General features: G+C 63.6%; 16 protein-coding genes and 1 pseudogene. All 17 read left to right on the top strand.

What is annotated here, in order from left to right:
* Positions 1-64: 64 nt before the first annotated feature.
* The 17 genes and pseudogenes from CIT31_RS26975 to CIT31_RS26890 all read left to right on the top strand — a co-directional run bounded on the left by CIT31_RS26975 (position 65) and on the right by CIT31_RS26890 (position 17,641).
* Positions 65-1,591: an ABC transporter substrate-binding protein gene (locus CIT31_RS26975; protein ID WP_095521095.1), complete on the top strand. Its 1,527-nt coding sequence runs from the start codon at positions 65-67 to the stop codon at positions 1,589-1,591.
* Positions 1,592-1,661: 70 nt separating this feature from the next.
* A complete protein-coding gene (locus tag CIT31_RS26970) occupies positions 1,662-2,669 on the top strand; it encodes an ABC transporter permease (RefSeq protein WP_095521094.1) in 1,008 nt (335 codons plus the stop codon).
* Positions 2,662-3,510 (top strand): ABC transporter permease, encoded by an 849-nt coding sequence (locus tag CIT31_RS26965; RefSeq protein WP_095521093.1) that lies wholly within the window; start codon positions 2,662-2,664, stop codon positions 3,508-3,510. The genes CIT31_RS26970 and CIT31_RS26965 overlap by 8 nt, the downstream gene beginning before the upstream one ends.
* Positions 3,507-4,394, top strand: a complete 888-nt coding sequence (locus CIT31_RS26960; protein WP_095521092.1) for an ABC transporter ATP-binding protein — start codon at positions 3,507-3,509, stop codon at positions 4,392-4,394. Before CIT31_RS26965 ends, CIT31_RS26960 begins: the two co-directional genes overlap by 4 nt.
* Complete coding sequence (locus CIT31_RS26955; protein ID WP_095521091.1) at positions 4,387-5,217, top strand: ATP-binding cassette domain-containing protein; 831 nt, start codon at positions 4,387-4,389, stop codon at positions 5,215-5,217. Before CIT31_RS26960 ends, CIT31_RS26955 begins: the two co-directional genes overlap by 8 nt.
* Before the next feature lie 106 nt (positions 5,218-5,323).
* The gene (locus CIT31_RS26950) at positions 5,324-5,935 is read left to right on the top strand and encodes a VOC family protein (protein WP_065005946.1); all 612 of its coding nucleotides are present in this window, start codon (positions 5,324-5,326) and stop codon (positions 5,933-5,935) included.
* A gap of 143 nt (positions 5,936-6,078) precedes the next feature.
* Entirely contained in the window at positions 6,079-8,373 is a 2,295-nt protein-coding gene (locus tag CIT31_RS26945) for a bifunctional salicylyl-CoA 5-hydroxylase/oxidoreductase (RefSeq protein ID WP_095521090.1), read from the top strand.
* Positions 8,370-9,143, top strand: a complete 774-nt coding sequence (locus tag CIT31_RS26940) for an SDR family NAD(P)-dependent oxidoreductase (protein ID WP_095521089.1) — start codon at positions 8,370-8,372, stop codon at positions 9,141-9,143. Before CIT31_RS26945 ends, CIT31_RS26940 begins: the two co-directional genes overlap by 4 nt.
* Positions 9,137-9,607, top strand: coding sequence for a MarR family winged helix-turn-helix transcriptional regulator (locus CIT31_RS26935; RefSeq protein ID WP_029357027.1), 471 nt, complete (start codon positions 9,137-9,139; stop codon positions 9,605-9,607). Before CIT31_RS26940 ends, CIT31_RS26935 begins: the two co-directional genes overlap by 7 nt.
* Positions 9,604-10,416 (top strand): enoyl-CoA hydratase family protein, encoded by an 813-nt coding sequence (locus CIT31_RS26930; RefSeq protein WP_095521088.1) that lies wholly within the window; start codon positions 9,604-9,606, stop codon positions 10,414-10,416. Before CIT31_RS26935 ends, CIT31_RS26930 begins: the two co-directional genes overlap by 4 nt.
* A gap of 233 nt (positions 10,417-10,649) precedes the next feature.
* On the top strand, positions 10,650-11,798 hold the full coding sequence (locus CIT31_RS26920) for an acyl-CoA dehydrogenase family protein (RefSeq protein ID WP_095521158.1): 1,149 nt from the start codon (positions 10,650-10,652) through the stop codon (positions 11,796-11,798).
* Positions 11,799-11,882: 84 nt separating this feature from the next.
* Positions 11,883-12,278, top strand: coding sequence for a RidA family protein (locus CIT31_RS26915; RefSeq protein ID WP_095521087.1), 396 nt, complete (start codon positions 11,883-11,885; stop codon positions 12,276-12,278).
* Between the two features lie 195 nt (positions 12,279-12,473).
* Positions 12,474-13,202, top strand: a complete 729-nt coding sequence (locus CIT31_RS26910; protein WP_095521157.1) for a GntR family transcriptional regulator — start codon at positions 12,474-12,476, stop codon at positions 13,200-13,202.
* A gap of 171 nt (positions 13,203-13,373) precedes the next feature.
* Positions 13,374-14,513, top strand: coding sequence for an aminotransferase class V-fold PLP-dependent enzyme (locus tag CIT31_RS26905; protein WP_095521086.1), 1,140 nt, complete (start codon positions 13,374-13,376; stop codon positions 14,511-14,513).
* Positions 14,514-14,612: 99 nt separating this feature from the next.
* A complete protein-coding gene (locus tag CIT31_RS26900; RefSeq protein ID WP_095521085.1) occupies positions 14,613-15,410 on the top strand; it encodes an ABC transporter substrate-binding protein in 798 nt (265 codons plus the stop codon).
* 193 nt (positions 15,411-15,603) lie between these two features.
* Entirely contained in the window at positions 15,604-16,278 is a 675-nt protein-coding gene (locus CIT31_RS26895) for an amino acid ABC transporter permease (protein ID WP_095521084.1), read from the top strand.
* An 82-nt stretch (positions 16,279-16,360) separates the two neighbouring features.
* Positions 16,361-17,641: pseudogene (locus CIT31_RS26890) on the top strand (cysteine desulfurase-like protein).
* Positions 17,642-17,708 lie beyond the last annotated feature (67 nt).

Here is a 17,708-nt window from a genome sequence, read left to right as displayed (position 1 = left end):
GCCCAAGGAGCCTGAACCCACTGCATGATAACGACGCGCATAGAAAACCAACAGGGGAACGACCATGACAATCAACAGACGAGAATTGCTCGGATATGGCGCAGCAGCACTTGGCGCCACCGTCATCGGCCTGCCGCAAATAGCCAAGGCAGCCGGCGAACTGACCATCGCCTACAACGTCAACCTGCCGTCCTGGGACCCGACAACCGGGCCTTCGGCGGTCAACCCGACGATCCAGGGCCTCTACCAGTCGGTGTTCGATCAGTTCATCCCGCAGAAGCCGGACCTTTCCTTTGCGCCGGGCCTGCTCACCGAATGGGGCTGGAACGACGACCGCAGCAAGATCATGATTACGGTGCGGGAGGGCGTCACCTGGCATGACGGCTCGCCGTTCACCGCCGAGGACGTGGTGTGGTCGCTGCAGCGGGCGGGCGACGAAAAGACCGGGAATCCGATCCAGTTCGTCTGGAAGAACGTCAACAACTTCAAGATCGCCGGCAACAAGATCACTGGCGACGTCGTGCAGTTCGACCCGGTGTATTTTAAGTGGATGTCGTTCCTGACCGGCTACATCATGCCGAAGGCCTACTACGAGAAGGTCGGCGCCGAAGGCTTCGAGAAAGCCCCGATCGGCACCGGCCCTTACATGGTCGACAAGTTCGAGCGCAACGCCTTCCTGCGGCTCAAGGCCAACCCGAACTATTGGGGCGGCAAGCCGGCCTTCGAGAATGTGACGATCAAGTTCGTCACCGACGCAGCGAGCCGCGTTGCCGAAATCGAGTCCGGTTCTTCGCAGGTGACGCTCGAAATCCCCTATGAGGAATATGATCGCCTGATCGCCAAGGACGGGCTTGCCGGCTCGTGCAAGAACGTTTCCGACATCGGCATGATCTTCTTCAACGACATCGACGTGATGCTGGACAAGAACGTCCGCCAGGCCGCGGTGATGGCGGTCGACAAGAAGCTGCTCGTCGACCGGCTGCTGCGCGGCTACGGCCAGCCGATCGATACGCTGGAGACGCCGGAATACGAGGCCTACGACCCGTCAATCAAGGTCGAGCACAATCCGGAAAAAGCTAGGGAATTGCTGGCCGCGTCGGGCTACTCGCCGGAGAAGCCGGTCAAGTTCACGATTCAGACGACTAAGGGCTTCAAGCCCAAGGATTACGAGATGGTCCAGGCGATCGTCGGCATGTGGCGCAAGGTCGGCATCGAGGCCTCGATCGAGGTCTACGAGATCGCCAAGCACTACGAGCTGCGCGCCGCCGACAAGCTGGCCCCGGCCGCCTTCTACAATTGGGGCAACGCCATCGGCGATCCGACCACCTCGACCGGCTTTGCCACCTATGGCCCGAGCCCGCATTCGGTGTGGGACAGCCAGGATCTGATCGACATGATCAACCCGCTATGGGGCGAGAAGGACGAGACCAAGCGCATCGCCGGCTGGAAGGCTGTCGACAAATACATCGCCGAACAGGCCTATGTGCTGCCGCTGATCCAGTATGCGCAGCCGATCGTGCACGCCAAGGGCGTCAACGTCGTGCAGCATGTGTCCGGCGCGCTTTTGCCGGCGCTGATGACCCCGGCCTGACATCGGCCAGGGATCGCCGCGCGCCGTCCGCAATGACGGCGCGCATTTTCCGCCAGGCATACAGGCGACCATGCTGCTGCAAAGATTCCTGATCCGTCTTTTGACAATGGCGATCACGCTGCTCGGCGTCGCCGTCGTGGTCTTTGTCGTCATTCGCGTCGCGCCCGGCGATCCGGTTGCGATGATGCTGCCGCCCGGCGCGACCGATGCCGACATCGCCCGGCTGCGCGCGCTCTACGGGCTCGACAAAACCATCGTCCAGCAGTTCTTTATCTGGCTGTCCGGCGTCATCAGGGGCGATTTCGGCACCTCGATCTCGCTCCGGCAGGATGTGCTGGGCCTGGTCTTCAACCGGCTGCCGGCGACACTGGAACTCGCCATCGTCGCGCTGTTGATGGCGCTGGCGATCGGCGGCACGACGGCGATCCTCGGCGCACGCGAGCGCGGCACGGCAGTCGAAGCCGGCATCGAAATCGCCAGCGGTGCAGCGCTTTCCATTCCCGACTTTTTGTGGGGCCTAGTGCTGATTCTTTTGTTCGGCGTGCTGGTGCCGGTGTTCGACATTTCCGGCCGGGTGTCGCCGCAGCTCGACCTGCCCTTCGTCACCCAGTTCTATCTGTTCGAGAGCATCGTGCGGCTGCGCTTCGACCTGACCAAGGACCTGCTCGGGCACATGCTGATGCCGGCCGTGGCCCTGGCGCTGCCGCTCGCCGCGATCATCTCGCAGCTGTTGAAACAGTCGTTGAAGGAAGTGCTCGACCTCGATTACGTCGTGCTGGCGCGGGTGAAGGGCTTTTCGGAAACGCAGGTCATTTTGCGTGAGGCGCTGAAGAACGCCGCCCTGCCGACGCTCACTCTGGTCGGCGTGCAGTTCACCTTCCTGATCGGCGGCACGGTCATCGTCGAACGGCTGTTTTCCTATGAAGGCCTCGGCAACATGGCGATCGACGCCGTCATCAACCGCGACCTGCCGCTGATCCAGGGCATCGTGCTGGTCTTCGCGCTGCTGTTCGTGCTGATCAACCTCACCGTCGACATGATGTATGCGCTGCTCAATCCGAGGCTGCGGCATGGATGAGGGCCGCATTTCAAGACATGGCTCGGGCGCAAGGCTGTGGCTGGCCGGCGGCTGGCTGCTGCTGGCTTCGCTTGCCGCGATCTTCGCGCCGCTGATCGCACCGCAGAACCCGCTGGCGCAAGATCTGATGTTCGAACGCCTGCCGCCCTTTTGGATGAGCGGCGCGGAGCCCGGCTTCTGGCTCGGCACCGACAGCCTCGGCCGCGATCTCCTGTCACGGCTGATCTTCGGCGCCCGCATCGCCTTGATCGTCGCCTTCGCGGCGGCCTTGGCCGCCTGCCTGATTGGCTCGACGCTCGGCCTGATAGCAGGCTATTTCGGCGGCTGGGCCGATCGCATCATCTCGCGCATCGTCGACGTCTGGATGGCGTTTCCGCCGGTGCTGTTCGCCATCCTGCTGGTTGCCGTGCTCGGCACCGGTCTGAGCTCGGTCATCATTGCCATCGCCGTCATCGACTGGACGCGCTTCTGCCGGGTGATCCGCGCCGAGACCATGGGCCAGGCGCGCATGGATTATGTCGAGAACGCCCGCATCGCCGGCTATGGCCGCATCGGTATCATGCTGCGCGAAGTGCTGCCCAATGTGGTGCCGTCGATCGTCGCGTTGCTGTCGCTCGAAATGGGGATCGCCGTGATCGTCGAGGCGATCCTGTCCTTCGTCAACCTGTCGATCTCGACCGACGATCCGACCTGGGGCGGCATCATCGCCGAGGGCCGCCTGTCGATCCATCAGGCGTGGTGGGTGCTGGTGTTCCCGCTGGTCACCCTGATCCTGACGGTTCTGTCGTTCAGCCAGTTCGGCGAGGGTCTCAAGGCGCGTTTCGATCCGGTGCTGCGATGAACGCCACGAGACCTTGCCTCGACATTCAGTCGTTGAGCGCCGTGCTGCCGAATGGCGCGCGCGTGCTGAGGTCGGTGTCGCTCTCCGTTCAACCGGGCGAAGTTCGCGCGCTGGTCGGCGAGAGCGGCGCCGGCAAGACGATGATCGGCAAGGCGGTACTCGGCGTGCTGCCACCCAGCGTGCGCGTCGTCGAAGGCGATATGCTGCTCGAGGGCGAGGACCTCGGCCGGCTTCAGCCAAAGGCGAGGCGCACGCTGATCGGAGCGCGCACCGCACTGATCCCTCAAGACCCGCTGACCGCGCTCAATCCGTCGCGCCGCATCGGTCCGCAGATGACCGACCGGCTGGTGCGCATCCTCGGATGGAGTGGGCCGCGAGCCGACGCCCGCATCCGCCAATTGCTCGACGCGGTACAGATCCGCGACCCGGACCGCGTCCTCAAATGCTATTCGCACGAGCTTTCCGGCGGCATGCGCCAGCGCGTGCTGATCGCCGCAGCCTTCGCCGCCGAACCAAGGTTGATCGTCGCCGACGAGCCGACCACGGCGCTAGACGTAACCGTGCAGAAGCAGATTTTGCGGCTGATCGCGCAATTGCAGCGCGAGCACGGCACGGCGATCCTGTTCGTCACCCATGATCTCGGCGTCGTCGCCAAGATCAGCCAGAAAGTGTCGGTCCTCTATGCCGGCAAGGTGGTGGAGGAGACCGAGACGGCGGCGCTGTTCGCGGCTCCGCAGCACCCCTACACGCGAGCGTTGATGGCGGCAACACCGCGCTACACCGATCCGTTCGCCTCGCTGAAACCGGTGGACGAGGCGGTATTGGCCGGGCTGGCCTCGGAGATCGCCGCTGCCGACCAGGCCTGGAGGCGACCGCATGGCTGATCCGCTGTTTTCCGTGCGCGAGCTGAAGGTCGCGTTGCCGGACATGACGCGCAAACCACTGATCGGCCGGGCGCCGATGGCCGAGATCCTCAAAGGGCTCGATTTCGAGCTGCCCAGGGGATCGGTGACCGGCATCGTCGGCGAATCCGGATCCGGCAAATCGACGCTCGGTCGCGCTTTGGTGCGCCTCCTGGAGCCGAGCGCCGGCAGCATCATCTTCGACGGCCGCGATATCACGCATCTGCCGGAGGCGGAGCTCAGGCCGCTGCGCCGCAACCTGCAGATGATCTTCCAGGATCCGATGTCGTCGCTTAATCCGCGCCGCACCATCTTCAGCATTATCGCCGCCCCACTCAGGCAAAACGGGTTTGGCGACAATCTCAAGGATCGTGTCGCGGAGGCGCTGCAGCGCGTCGGCCTGCCGCTAAGTTTCGCCAGCCGCTATCGTCACCAGCTGTCGGGCGGCCAACGCCAGCGCGTCGGCATTGCCCGGGCGCTGGCGCTGTCGCCGAAATTCGTGCTGGCCGACGAGATCGTCTCCGGCCTCGACGTGTCGACCCAGGCACAGATCCTGACGCTGCTGGAACGGCTGGCGGCCGAAATGGGCCTGACCGTCGCCTTCATCAGCCACGACCTGTCGGTAATCCGGCGGCTTTGCCGGCAAGTGATCGTCATGCGCGAAGGCGTGATTGTCGAGGCAAGCGCCACCGACGCTTTGTTCGCGAACCCGCGGCAGGCCTACACGCGCGATCTTCTCGCAGCCATCCCGCTGCCCGAGATCGATGACGGCTGGCTGCTGCCTGGGGCGAAGGCGCCGGCATGACATCGGTCGCAACGATCATTCACAGCACATCTCATTCGCACGCCGAAGAGCGGGCCTCGGGCGTGCGCCCGGCAAGTCACCCATGTCCCGCGAGAGGATAACTGAGATGAAAAATGCGCTCCTAACTGCAACGCTTGCGGCCGCCGTCCTGGGCACCATCGGTGGAACGATCAGCACAGCCTCAGCCGATTCCATTCCTGGCATGCGCGGGCATGATCACACCGGGGTTACAGTCCCCGACATGAAGCAGGCCGTCGACTTCTTCACCGAGGTCGTCGGCTGCAAGAAGGCGATGTCCTTCGGGCCGTTCGCCGATGATAAGGGGACGTTCATGCAGGATCTGCTGGGAGTCGACCCCAAGGCGGTGATCGAGGAGATCACCCTGGTTCGCTGCGGCTACGGGTCGAATATCGAGCTGTTCAAATATACCGCGCCCGACCAGAGAGACCTTCAGGCCCGCAACAGCGACATTGGCGGCTTCCACATCGCCTTCTATGTCGACGATATCGCTGCCGCGAAAGCCTATTTCGATGAAAAGGGCGTCAAGACGCGTATGGGGCCGCTGCCGGTTACCGAAGGGCCGGCGGCCGGCCAGAGCATCCTTTATTTCCAGGCGCCCTGGGGCCTGCAGCTGGAAGCGATCAGCTATCCCAACGGCATGGCCTATGAAAAGGACGCAGAGACGGTGCTGTGGAGCCCGAAGACCCCGGAAAAATGATCCGGCAGGCGCGTGCTTGCGGGTCTGACCGCAAGCACGCCATAGGCACCTGAGACGAATCGCTTCAATTATGAAACTTCAAGCTTGAAATAATATAATTCAGGCGCGATACTGAAGATAGGAAGCGAGAGGAGATCGCACAGATGAAGGTTGCGGTTCTCGGCGGCGGACCAGCCGGCCTCTACTTTGCCATTTCGATGAAGCTCAGGGACGCCGCGCACGAAGTGACCGTGTTCGAGCGCAACCGCGCCGACGACACATTCGGCTGGGGCGTCGTACTGTCGGCCGAAACGCTCGACAATCTGACCAGGAACGATCCGGTCAGTGCCGTCTGGATCAGGAAGCATTTCGCCTATTGGGACGACATCGCCGTCATCCATGATGGGGTGCGAACGGTCTCGACCGGCCATGGCTTCTGCGGCATCGGCCGCAAGCGGCTGCTCACCTTGCTGCAGCGGCGGGCCCGCGAGCTCGGCGTAAAGCTGGTCTTCGAGACCGATATCGCCGACCCCAAACCCTACATGGAGAGCCACGATCTGGTGGTCGCCGCCGACGGCTTGAATTCGAAGGCACGGAGCGCATTCGTCGACGTGTTCAAGGCCGATATCGACACCCGCAAATGCAAGTTCGTCTGGCTTGGCACCCAGCAGAAGTTCGACGATGCCTTCACCTTCATCTTCGAGAAGACGGAGCATGGCTGGGTGTGGGCGCATGCCTACCAGTTCGACAAAGACACCGCGACCTTCATCGTCGAATGCAGCGAGCAGACCTGGGGGCGCTTCGGCTTCGGCACGATGTCGCAGCAGGAATCGATCGTCGTCTGCGAACAGATCTTCGCCAGGCATCTCGCTGGCCATTCGCTAATGACCAACGCCAACCACATCAGAGGTTCGGCTTGGATCAATTTTCCGCGCGTGCTGTGCGAGCGCTGGTCCTACAAGAATTTGGCGCTGATGGGCGACGCAGCGGCATCAGCGCATTTCTCGATCGGCTCCGGCACCAAGTTGGCGCTGGAAAGCGCGGTTGCGCTAGCCGACTATGTTGATTCCGAGCCCGGCCTCGAGGCGGCGTTTCGCAAATATGAAGACGCCCGCCGCACCGAAGTGCTGAAGCTGCAGTCGGCGGCGCGCAACTCGCTCGAATGGTTCGAGGAGGTCGAGCGCTATCTCGGCCTCGATCCGGTGCAGTTCAATTATTCGCTGCTGACGCGCTCGCAGCGCATCAGCCACGAGAATTTGCGGCTGCGCGATGCCGAGTGGCTGGCCGGCGCCGAAGAATGGTTCCAGCGCCAGGCCGGCGCCGGCGGCAACAGTCTTCGTCGCGCGCCGATGTTCGCACCGTTCCGGCTGCGCGATATGGCGCTGCAGAACCGCATCGTCGTTTCGCCGATGGCGCAGTACAAGGCCGTCGACGGCTGCCCGACCGACTGGCACTTCGCCCACTATGCCGAACGGGCCAAGGGTGGCGCCGGCCTGCTCTACATCGAGATGACTTGCGTCAGCCCCGAAGGCCGCATCACGCCTGGCTGTACCGGCTTTTACGCGCCCGAGCACGAAGTCGCCTGGAAGCGGCTTGTTGATTTCGTCCACACCGAGACCGAGGCGAAGATCTGCGCGCAGATCGGCCATTCCGGCGCCAAGGGTTCGACCCGGCTCGGCTGGCAAGGAACCGACGTGCCACTGACATCAGGCAACTGGCCTGTCATGGCGGCGTCGGCGGTGGCATGGTCGCCTGAGAATCAGCTGCCGAAGGCGATGGACCGCGCCGACATGGATTTGGTGCGCGATCAATTCGTCGCTTCGGCCGAGATGGCTGAACGCTGCGGCTTCGATATGCTCGAAATCCACGCCGCGCACGGCTATCTCCTGTCCTCCTTCATCACACCGCTGACTAACCGGCGCACGGACGCCTATGGCGGCTCGCTCGAAAACCGCATGCGCTACCCGCTCGAAATTTTCCATGCCGTGCGCGCCGCCTGGCCTGATGAAAAGCCTGTTTCAATACGCATCTCGGCCAATGACTGGGTCGGCATCGAAGGCGTGACACCGGCCGATGCGGTCGAAATCGCGCGGCTGCTGCATGAGGCCGGCGTCGACATCTGCGACGTGTCGGCCGGCCAGACTTCCGCCGAGGCAAGGCCGGTGTATGGCCGTATGTTCCAGACGCCGTTTTCCGACCGCATCCGCAACGAGGTCGGCATGGCGACCATGGCGGTCGGCAACATCTACGAACCGGACCATGTCAATTCGATCCTGATGGCCGGCCGGGCCGACCTGGTCGCGATGGCACGACCGCATCTCGCCGACCCCTACTGGACGTTGCATGCGGCCGTCACGCTCGGCGACCGCGGCGTCAAATGGCCGGATCCCTATCTGCCTGGCCGCGACCAGATCTACCGGCTGGCCGAACGCGACGCGGCAGCGGGGCTGAAGGTATGAGCGTCGTTGAAACGATGGCGGGACGGCATGCGCTGGTCACCGGCGGCGGCTCCGGCGTCGGCCGCGCCATCGCGCTGGCGCTCGCCGATGCCGGCATCGATGTCACCATCTGCGGCCGGCGCGAGGCAGCGCTGGCCGAGGTCGCCAGGGAAAACGACCGCATTTTCGGCATCGCCGCCGACGTCACCAATGAGGCGGCGATGGCGTCGCTCTACAGCCAGGCCGAGGCGGCGCGCGGGCCGATCGATATCGTCGTCGCCAATGCCGGCATGTCCGGCAGCGCGCCAGCACCGCGGACCTCGCTTGCGGACTGGCAGCGCACGCTCGACGTCAACCTGACCGGCGCGTTCCTGACGGTGAAACCGGTGCTGGCCGGCATGGTCGCGCGGAAGATTGGCAGGATCATCTTCGTTGCTTCAACGGCCGGGCTAAAAGGCTACCCGTATGTCGCCGCCTACGTTGCCGCCAAGCATGGCGTCGTCGGCCTGATGCGCGCACTAGCGGTCGAGACGGCCAAATCCGGGGTGACGGTCAACGCCGTCTGCCCGGGCTTCATCGAAACCGACATGCTCGAGGAATCCATCCAGCGAATCGTCGAAAAGACCGGCCGCTCGGCCGAAGAAGCACGGACGAGCCTTGCCTCGACCAACCCGCAAGGCCGCTTCATCCAGCCGGAAGAAATTGCAGCCGCGGTGCTGTGGCTGTGCGGCGATGCTGCCCAATCGATCACCGGACAGACGATTTCGATCTCGGGAGGCGAGACATGGTAGCCGGTCCCCTGCCCGCGCCGTCCGGACCCGGCAAGGATCGGCTGCGGCTGTGGGTGCGGCTGCTGCGCGCCTCGCGCAGCATCGAGGCCGAGCTGCGCGAGCGCCTGCGGCAGGAATTCAACACGACGCTGCCGCGCTTCGACGTGATGGCGGCACTCTACCGCGCGCCGGAAGGCATGTTGATGAGCGACCTGTCTCGCTTCCTGCTGGTGTCCAACGGCAATGTGACCGGGATCGTCGACCGGCTGGTTTCGGAAGGGCTGGTTACCCGCGCCCGGCGCAATGGCGACCGCCGCACCTCGATGGTGCGGTTGACGGAGGAAGGTTCGAAGGCTTTCGCTGTGATTGCCGCCGCGCATGAAAGCTGGATCGGCGAGCTGCTGGGCAACGTGAGCGAGGACGAGGCGCGCCGGCTGACCGGCATGCTGAATTCCTTCCGCAGCAATTGGGAGGGACGGGAATGACAAAGATGGCCGGCCGCAAGCCGAAGCATTTCCTCTGGCAGGTCGAAGGCAAGATCGCAAATATCCGGCTCGACCGCCCGGAGCGCAAGAACCCGCTGACCTTCGAAAGCTATGCCGAGCTGCGCGATACTTTTCGCGACCTCGTCTATGCCGACGACGTCGATGCGGTGGTGTTCCTGCCCAATGGCGGCAATTTCTGCTCCGGCGGCGATGTTCACGACATCATCGGCCCGCTGGTGAAGATGGACATGAAGGCATTGCTCGCCTTCACCCGAATGACCGGCGATTTCGTCAAGGCGATGCTCAATTGCGGCAAGCCGATCATTGCGGCGGTCGACGGCGCGGCGGTGGGCGCCGGTGCCATCATCGCCATGGCGTCCGACATCCGCATCGCCACGCCTGAGGCCAAGACCGCGTTCCTGTTCACGCGTGTCGGTCTTGCCGGCTGCGACATGGGCGCCTGCGCGATCCTGCCGCGTATTATCGGCCAGGGCCGCGCCGCCGAGCTGCTTTACACCGGCCGGACGATGAGTGCCGAGGAGGGCGAGCGCTGGGGTTTCTACAACCGGCTGGTCGATGCGGCGGCGCTTGAAGCCGACGCGCTCGACATGGCTACGCGCATCGTTTCCGGCCCGACCTTCGCCCACTGCATCACCAAGACGCAGTTGAACCAGGAATGGTCGATGGGCCTCGACCAGGCGATCGAGGCGGAAGCGCAGGCGCAGGCGATCTGCATGCAGACCGGCGATTTCAAGCGGGCGTACTCGGCTTTCGTCGCCAAGCAGAAGCCGGTGTTCGAGGGCAATTAGGATGAGAGCTGCATCCATAAGAACGGACAGATTGGCGGGACAGCGCCCCCCTCTGTCCTGCCGGACATCTCCCCCACTTGGGGGGAGATCGGCAGTTCCACTGCATCGCCCCTTTCTGCAACGCTGGAAATCGGCGAAAGCGCCCGCGACAGCCAATCTCCCCCCCTGGGGGGGAGATGTCCGGCAGGACAGATGGGGGCGCCGTGGAGTGCAGTTCGGGACGAGGCATTCCCATGCCTGACCGCTCCTTCCTCAACTGGCCGTTCTTCGAGGACCGCCATCGCGAGCTTGCCGAGCGGCTGGACGCCTGGTGCGGCAAAAACCTGCCGGTCGCGCATGACGATGTCGATGCCGCCTGCCGCGAGCTGGTGGCGAGGCTCGGCCAAGACGGCTGGTTGAAACCGACGGCGCTTGACATCGCAAACCCCGGGCCGCTTGACGTGCGCACGCTGTGCATTACGCGCGAGACGCTGGCCCGGCATGACGGACTGGCCGACTTCGTCTTCGCCATGCAAGGGCTCGGCACCGGGGCGCTCAGCCTGTTCGGAACGCCCGACCAGCAGCGCTGGCTGGCGAAGACACGCGCCGGCGAAGCGATTGCCGCGTTCGCGCTGTCGGAGCCACGCTCCGGATCTGACGTCGCCAATATGGAGATGACGGCCGCGCGCGACGGCGACGACTATGTTCTGTCAGGCGAAAAGACCTGGATTTCCAATGGCGGCATTGCCGATCTCTACGTCGTTTTCGCTCGCACTGGCGAGGCGCCCGGCGCCAAGGGGCTTTCCGCCTTCATCGTGCCTGCAGGCACCGAGGGCCTGACGATCGCCGAGCGGCTGGAGGTGATCGCGCCGCATCCGCTTGCACGCCTGTTCTTCGACAATGTCCGCGTTCCGGCCTCGGCATTGATCGGCAAGCCAGGAGACGGTTTCCGTCTCGCCATGTCGGTGCTCGACGTGTTCCGCTCGACGGTCGGCGCGGCGGCACTCGGCTTTGCCCGGCGCGCGCTGGACGAAAGCATCACAAGAGTGGCCGAGCGCAAACTGTTCGGCGCTGCGATGGCCGAGCTGCAAATGGTGCAGGGCCATATCGCCGACATGGCGCTTGATGTCGATGCCGCCGCCTTGCTGGTCTACCGCGCCGCCTGGACCAAGGACATTGGCGCCGCCCGTGTCACCCGCGAAGCGGCGATGGCCAAGCTGTTCGCCACCGACAAGGCGCAAGAGGTGATCGACAAAGCCGTGCAACTGCATGGCGGTGACGGCGTCCGCAAGGGCCACATCATCGAAAGCCTCTATCGCGAGATCCGCGCGCTGCGCATCTACGAGGGCGCATCCGACGTGCAGAAGGTGGTCATCGCCAGGCAAGTGATGGGAGCGGCCTGAGGCCGATCTAGCGAAGAAAAATTGCGGATTGGACTGGTTCGATTTTGAACATTGCGACCGGGTTTGACTATCGGGAGGCTTGATATGCACACCATCCTGCAGCCGGAAGGCTGGGCGAAACCAATCGGTTACGCCAATGGCGTCGCCGCGCGCGGGCAGCTGATCTTCATCGGCGGCCAGGTCGGCTGGACCGGGCAAGGCCAATTCGAAACCGATGATTTTGTCGGCCAGGTGCGGCAGACGCTTACCAACATCGTCGCGGTGCTCACCGAGGCCGGCGCCAAGCCTGAGCATATCACCTCGATGACCTGGTACTTTACCGACAAGGCCGAGTATCTGGCCAACCTCAAGGGGATCGGCGAGGCCTATCGCGAGGTCATCGGGCGACATTTTCCAGCCATGGCCGCCATGCAGGTGATGGCGCTGGTCGAGGATCGCGCCAAGGTGGAGATCCAGGCCACGGCGGTGATCCCGGACTGAGGCGAGAAGGGAGAGCCACACGCTGGCGCCCGTCTTCTCCCAGTTTCTTCACGGAAGAGGTGGAGGCTGAGAGCGATTGCCCCCAGCGTGCCACCCAGACGGCTTGGCTTAACGCCGGTCTTGTGATCAGATGATCATGCCTGCTTCGGTTGGGCAATGACCGCACATAGCTTCTGTCGGGAGAACAGCGAAACCGTGGCTCTGGGATTTGAACCGGTATCGGGACGTGTGACCGTCCAGGATGGTGTCTACCAGCAGCTTCGGCATGCCCTGATGGTCGGCAGCTTCGATCCGGCCCAGGTGCTGACCATAGCCTCGCTGGCCGAAGCCTTCGGCACCTCGAACATGCCGGTGCGTGAGGCCTTGCGGCGGCTCGCCGCCGAGAACGCGCTGGAGATATCGCAGAACGGCTCGGCCTGCGTGCCGGTCGTCACCCGCGCGCGGCTCGACGATCTCTGCCGGGCGCGCGTCGCCGTCGAAGGGCTGGCGGCCGAGCTCGGGGCGCCGCGCCTGACCGCTTCCGAGATAGCCACATTGCAGAGGATCACCGCCGACCAGAAGGCGATCGGGCGCAATGGCAGCATCTACGAACTGATCGCCAAGAACCAGCAGTTCCATTTCACCATCTACCGCGCCTCCGGCTCCGACGTGCTGTTTCAGTTGATCGAGACGCTGTGGCTGCGCTTCGGCCCCTATATGCGGTTGTTGTCCAACCATGTCGCGCCCTTGATGCGCGCCGGCACGATGGAGCCGTCCGGGCGGCACACTGCGATCATCGCAGCACTGAAGGATCGCGATTTTGCCCGCGCCCGCGAAGAGGTGATTGCAGACATCAGGACGACGCAGGAGACGCTGCGTGCAATCTGCCCCGACGTGCCGGAAACCAAGCCGGTCGAGTTCGCCGGGTTCGGCACGGCCTGCTGAAGCTCCGCTGCGGATTGAACGCCAAATTGACGCCGGAAAGTGCCGATCCGCGACCACTCGCGGTCGGAAAAAATCGCCCCCGATTTCCCGATTGAATCGCATTTCTTCGCGGGCAGCGATTGATCCATATTCGGTTTTGTGATCACATGATCACAAGGGAGCAAAAGCGTCGTGCCTGGTTATTTTCTCTACCATTCGATCGGGACGTTTCCCGGCAAGGCGGAGTGCATGGCTGCTGCCCTGTCGGAATTCTCGGGCGTCTGGTCGGCGGAAGATGACGGCCAGTGGCCGGCGGCCCTGGCGGCGCGGCAGCGGTTTATCGATGCCTGGAGCCGGCTGATCGACGCGCCACAAGGTACGCTGACCACCGCCGAGAACGTCACGTCAGCCCTCTACAGCCTGATCGGCGGCCTGCCGTCCGCGCGTCTGGCGGGAAAGCGCCTGCTGGTCGCGGCCGACTGTTTTCCGAGCCTGCACTTCCTGCTTGCCGGACTTGCCGAACGTTTTGACTTCGTGCTCGACACCGTGCCGCTGCGGCCCGGCGAGAGCTGGGTGCGCGACGAAGATTTCATCGCCCGCTGGCAAGACGATGTCGGTCTGGCCTTGCTGACCTTCGTCACCTCGACGGCGTCGCATCGCTGCGACGTGGCGCGGCTTGCCGAGCATGGCCGGAAGATGGGCAGCATCGTCGGTGTCGACATTACGCAAGGCGTCGGCGTGACGCCCTTCTCGATTGCGAAGACGCCAGTCGATTTCGTCGTCTCGACCTCGTTGAAATGGCTGTGCGGCACTTCGGGCGCCGGCGTCCTGCAGGTGGCGCCCGATCTGCTGTCCGCCTGCCGGCCGGAACTTCGCGGATGGTTCAGCCAACCGAACCCGTTCTCCTGGGATCTCGACAGTTTTTCCTATGCAAGCGATGCGCGACGTTTCGACCATGGCACACCGGCCATCCTGGCCAGCGTCGCATCGCTGCCCGGCCTTGAATGGGTCGCAAAAACAGGCGTCGACGCCATCCGCTCACAGAATGCCAGCATGACCGAGCGCATCATCGGCTGCGCGCTGGACAATGGCTGGGTGCTCCGTACGCCGCTCGATACAGACAAGCGCGGCGGCAGCGTCATGCTGACCCTGCCGCAAGGCGTCGACCCGGTGAAGACGGTGTCGACGCTGCGCAGTGATCGACTCTACTGCGACGCGCGCGGCGCGACGCTCAGGCTGTCGCCCGGCATGGTCACCACAGACGACGCGCTGGGTACATTGCTGGAGCGTCTGCAGCAGTTGATCGGCTCGCGGCAACGCCGCGCATCCTGACTTCAGGCGCCGCCTCGCCTGCAGTGTCCGGAAATACGGCGCTGAAAGGGGCGGAAGTGAAAAGCGCCACAGGGAGTGGCCGAACCAGAGGGAACGAAAATGAGCTTCACTCGCCGTAATCTGCTTCTTCTCGCTGCCGCCATCGGCATTGCCGCCGGCCCAGTCGCCGCCTATGCCGCGGACGTGCTGAATGTCGGCGCCTATCCGACCAATCCGCCGTTCGAGTACAAGAACGAAAGCGGCACCTTCGAGGGCTTTGAAGTCGACATCGTCAACGAGGCGGCCAAGCGTATCGGCATGACCACGGAAATCGCCGATCTCGGATTTCAGGCCCTGTTCGCCGCCACGACCTCGAAGCGCATCGACGTTGCCATCTCATCGATCACGATCACCCCGGAACGGCTGAAGTCGCAGTCGTTCACGCAGCCCTATTACGATTCCGACATGGGCATCGCCGCCAAGGCCGACAGCCCGATCAAGTCCGAGGCCGACCTCAAGGGCAAGATCATCGGCGTGCTGTCCGGCTCGACCGGCGAAGCCTGGACCAAGCAGCACCAGGAGGCCGGCGGGTTCAGCGAGGTGAAGGGTTACGACACGCAGCAGAACCTGCTGCTCGATCTCAGCGCCGGTCGCGTCGACGCCGCGGTCAGCGACATTCCGGGCCTGGAATACTCCTTCACCCGGATGAAGGACCTCGCCGTAAAAGAGCGTATCAAGACCGGCGAGCAGTACGGCCTGATGATGGCCAAGGACCACCCGCTGCTCGGCAAGCTGAACGACGCGCTGACGGCGATGAAGAAGGACGGCACGCTGGCCGCGATCCACAAGAAGTGGTTCGGCAGTGACGCACCCGCCGATTCTTCGACCGTCAAGGAAATGCCTACCCCGAAGGCCTGAGCGGCAGCGGCTGAAATCGAGCCGGCGTTCCACACCGGCACGATTTCACGGACAGCGTTGCGCGTCTCCTGGACGTGCAACGGACGCCGTAGCCCTTCGACTTTCACGCATGATCCGCTCCGAAACCCGATTTCGGAGTTTCGGCAGCATGCTTTAGCGTCGCGGGACGCCAAATCTTTCGGGAATGCTCCCCATGTCGCTGATCGAGACCTTCTTCAACGCCGATGTCATGATCTCCAGCCTGCCGGCGTTGCTGCGCGGCTTCCTGAACACGCTGCTGCTCGGGCTCTTGAGCATCGGCATCGGTATTCCCGTCGGCCTGGCGATCAGCCTGATACGGCTCTACGCGCCGAAGCCGCTGCGGCTGCTGGCGGTCGGCTATATCGATATTTTCCGGGCGATGCCGGTGCTGGTCGTGCTGATCCTGATCTACTACGCGCTGCCGTTCCTCGGCATACGCCTGTCGTCCTGGACCTCCGCGGTGACGGCATTCGCCATCATCATGGCGGCTTACTCGGCCGAGGTGTTCCGCTCCGGCATAGAAAGCATTCCGCGCGGCCAGTTCGAGGCGGCGCAAGCACTCGGCCTGCCGTTTTTGCTGACCTTGCGCAAGGTAGTGCTGCCGCAGGCGATCCGCGTGGTCATTCCGCCGATGACCAGCAACTGCGTCTCCATGTTCAAGGACACCTCGCTCGCCTCAACCGTGGCGCTGCCCGAATTGCTGAAGGAAGCCACCAATGCGCAGTCACTCTACGCCAACCCCTCGCCACTGATCGGCGCGGCGCTGGTCTATCTCCTCTTTCTCTGGCCGATGGTCCGCCTCGTCAGCCTGCTGGAACGCCGCTTCAAAACCGAGAAGACCCGCTGACGTCGCCAGTTTCCCCATCTGCATCTGTCACCTTCCCCATCTGCCAATTTTCATATCTGTCAGCCACTCGCAGGAGACCATCTTGGACAAGCATCAGCCCCACAATGCGAGCGACGTCTCCTCAGCCTTCCCGGTCGACACGATCCGCGCCATGTTTCCAGCCCTGCAGCAGGCCGGCGACTTCATCTTCATGGACAATGCTGCCGGCGCGCAGATCCCGCAAAGCGTGCTCGACGCGGTGACCAACCATCTGGTCGCGCATAACGTACAGCGCGGGGGTCGCTAAGACCGCAGCGTCACCGTCGATCAAGCGATCGACGACGCGCGCGAAAGCGTGGCGCTGCTGATCAATGCCTATAGTCCTGCGGAAATCTGCTTCGGCATGAACGCCACCTCGTTCATCCGGCTCGTCAGCCTCGGCATCGGCCAGATGCTTGGAGAACGGGACGAGATCGTCATCACCGATATGGACCATGACGCCAACATCGCCACCTGGCTCGCGCTGGCGCCCGCTGGCGCCAAGTTCAAATGGTGGCGGATGCGCGACGACGGCAATCTCCATGTCGACGATTTGCGCCCGCTGATCTCCGACCGCACCCGGCTCGTCGCCTGCACCGTCACCGCGCATTCGATCGGCTCGATCGTCGATGTTGCTGCAGTGGCTGATATCGCGCATGCGGCCGGCGCCGAAGTGTTCGTCGACTGTGTGCATTACGGGCCGCACGGACTGATCGACGTGCAGGCCTGGGATTGCGACTATCTGGTCTGCTCCGGCTACAAGAATTTCTCGCCGCATATGGGCTTCTTGTGGGGCCGCTTCGAGACGCTGAAGCGGCTACCGACCTTCCGCGAGGATTTCATTCCCGACGAGCCGCCCTACAAGGTCGAGGCCGGCACCTTCATCTACGAGAACGTCTCCGGCATGGACGCCGCGGTGCGCTATCTCGAATCGATCGGCCGCAACTTCCTGGCCGAGAACAACCGGTCGCGCCGCGACAACATCGTCGCCGGCATGAATGCCATCCGCGACTATGAGCTGGTGCTGGCGCGCGAAATGCTCAGCGTGCTCAAGGAGTGCGGCGCAACGATCTATGGCGTCGCCGACGAAGCCCGCCTCAACGAGCGCGTGCCGACCTTCTGCTTCAACATCGGCACGCTGTCGCCGCAAATGATCGTCGAGGCGATGGCCGAGATGCAGATCGGCATCCGCGACGGCCACATGTACGCGCCACGGCTGATGAAGCGTCTGAACCTCTCGATGGACAGCGGCGCCATCCGCGCCTCGCTGGTGCATTACAACACGATCGAGGAAGTCCGGCGCTTCGGCGAGGCGCTGCGCGCCATTATCGCAAAGCTGTCCTGATCGGCGTCTAGAGCGACATGCATTTAGGTTGAACTCTCGCTCTATCTGTTTTTAGCCGCGCGAGTGC

The sequence above is a fragment of the Mesorhizobium wenxiniae genome (genome assembly GCF_002284535.1).
GTDB lineage: Bacteria > Pseudomonadota > Alphaproteobacteria > Rhizobiales > Rhizobiaceae > Mesorhizobium > Mesorhizobium wenxiniae.
The sequence above is the reverse complement of the archived record's forward strand: the minus strand, read 5'-3'. Positions and strand labels throughout refer to the sequence as shown.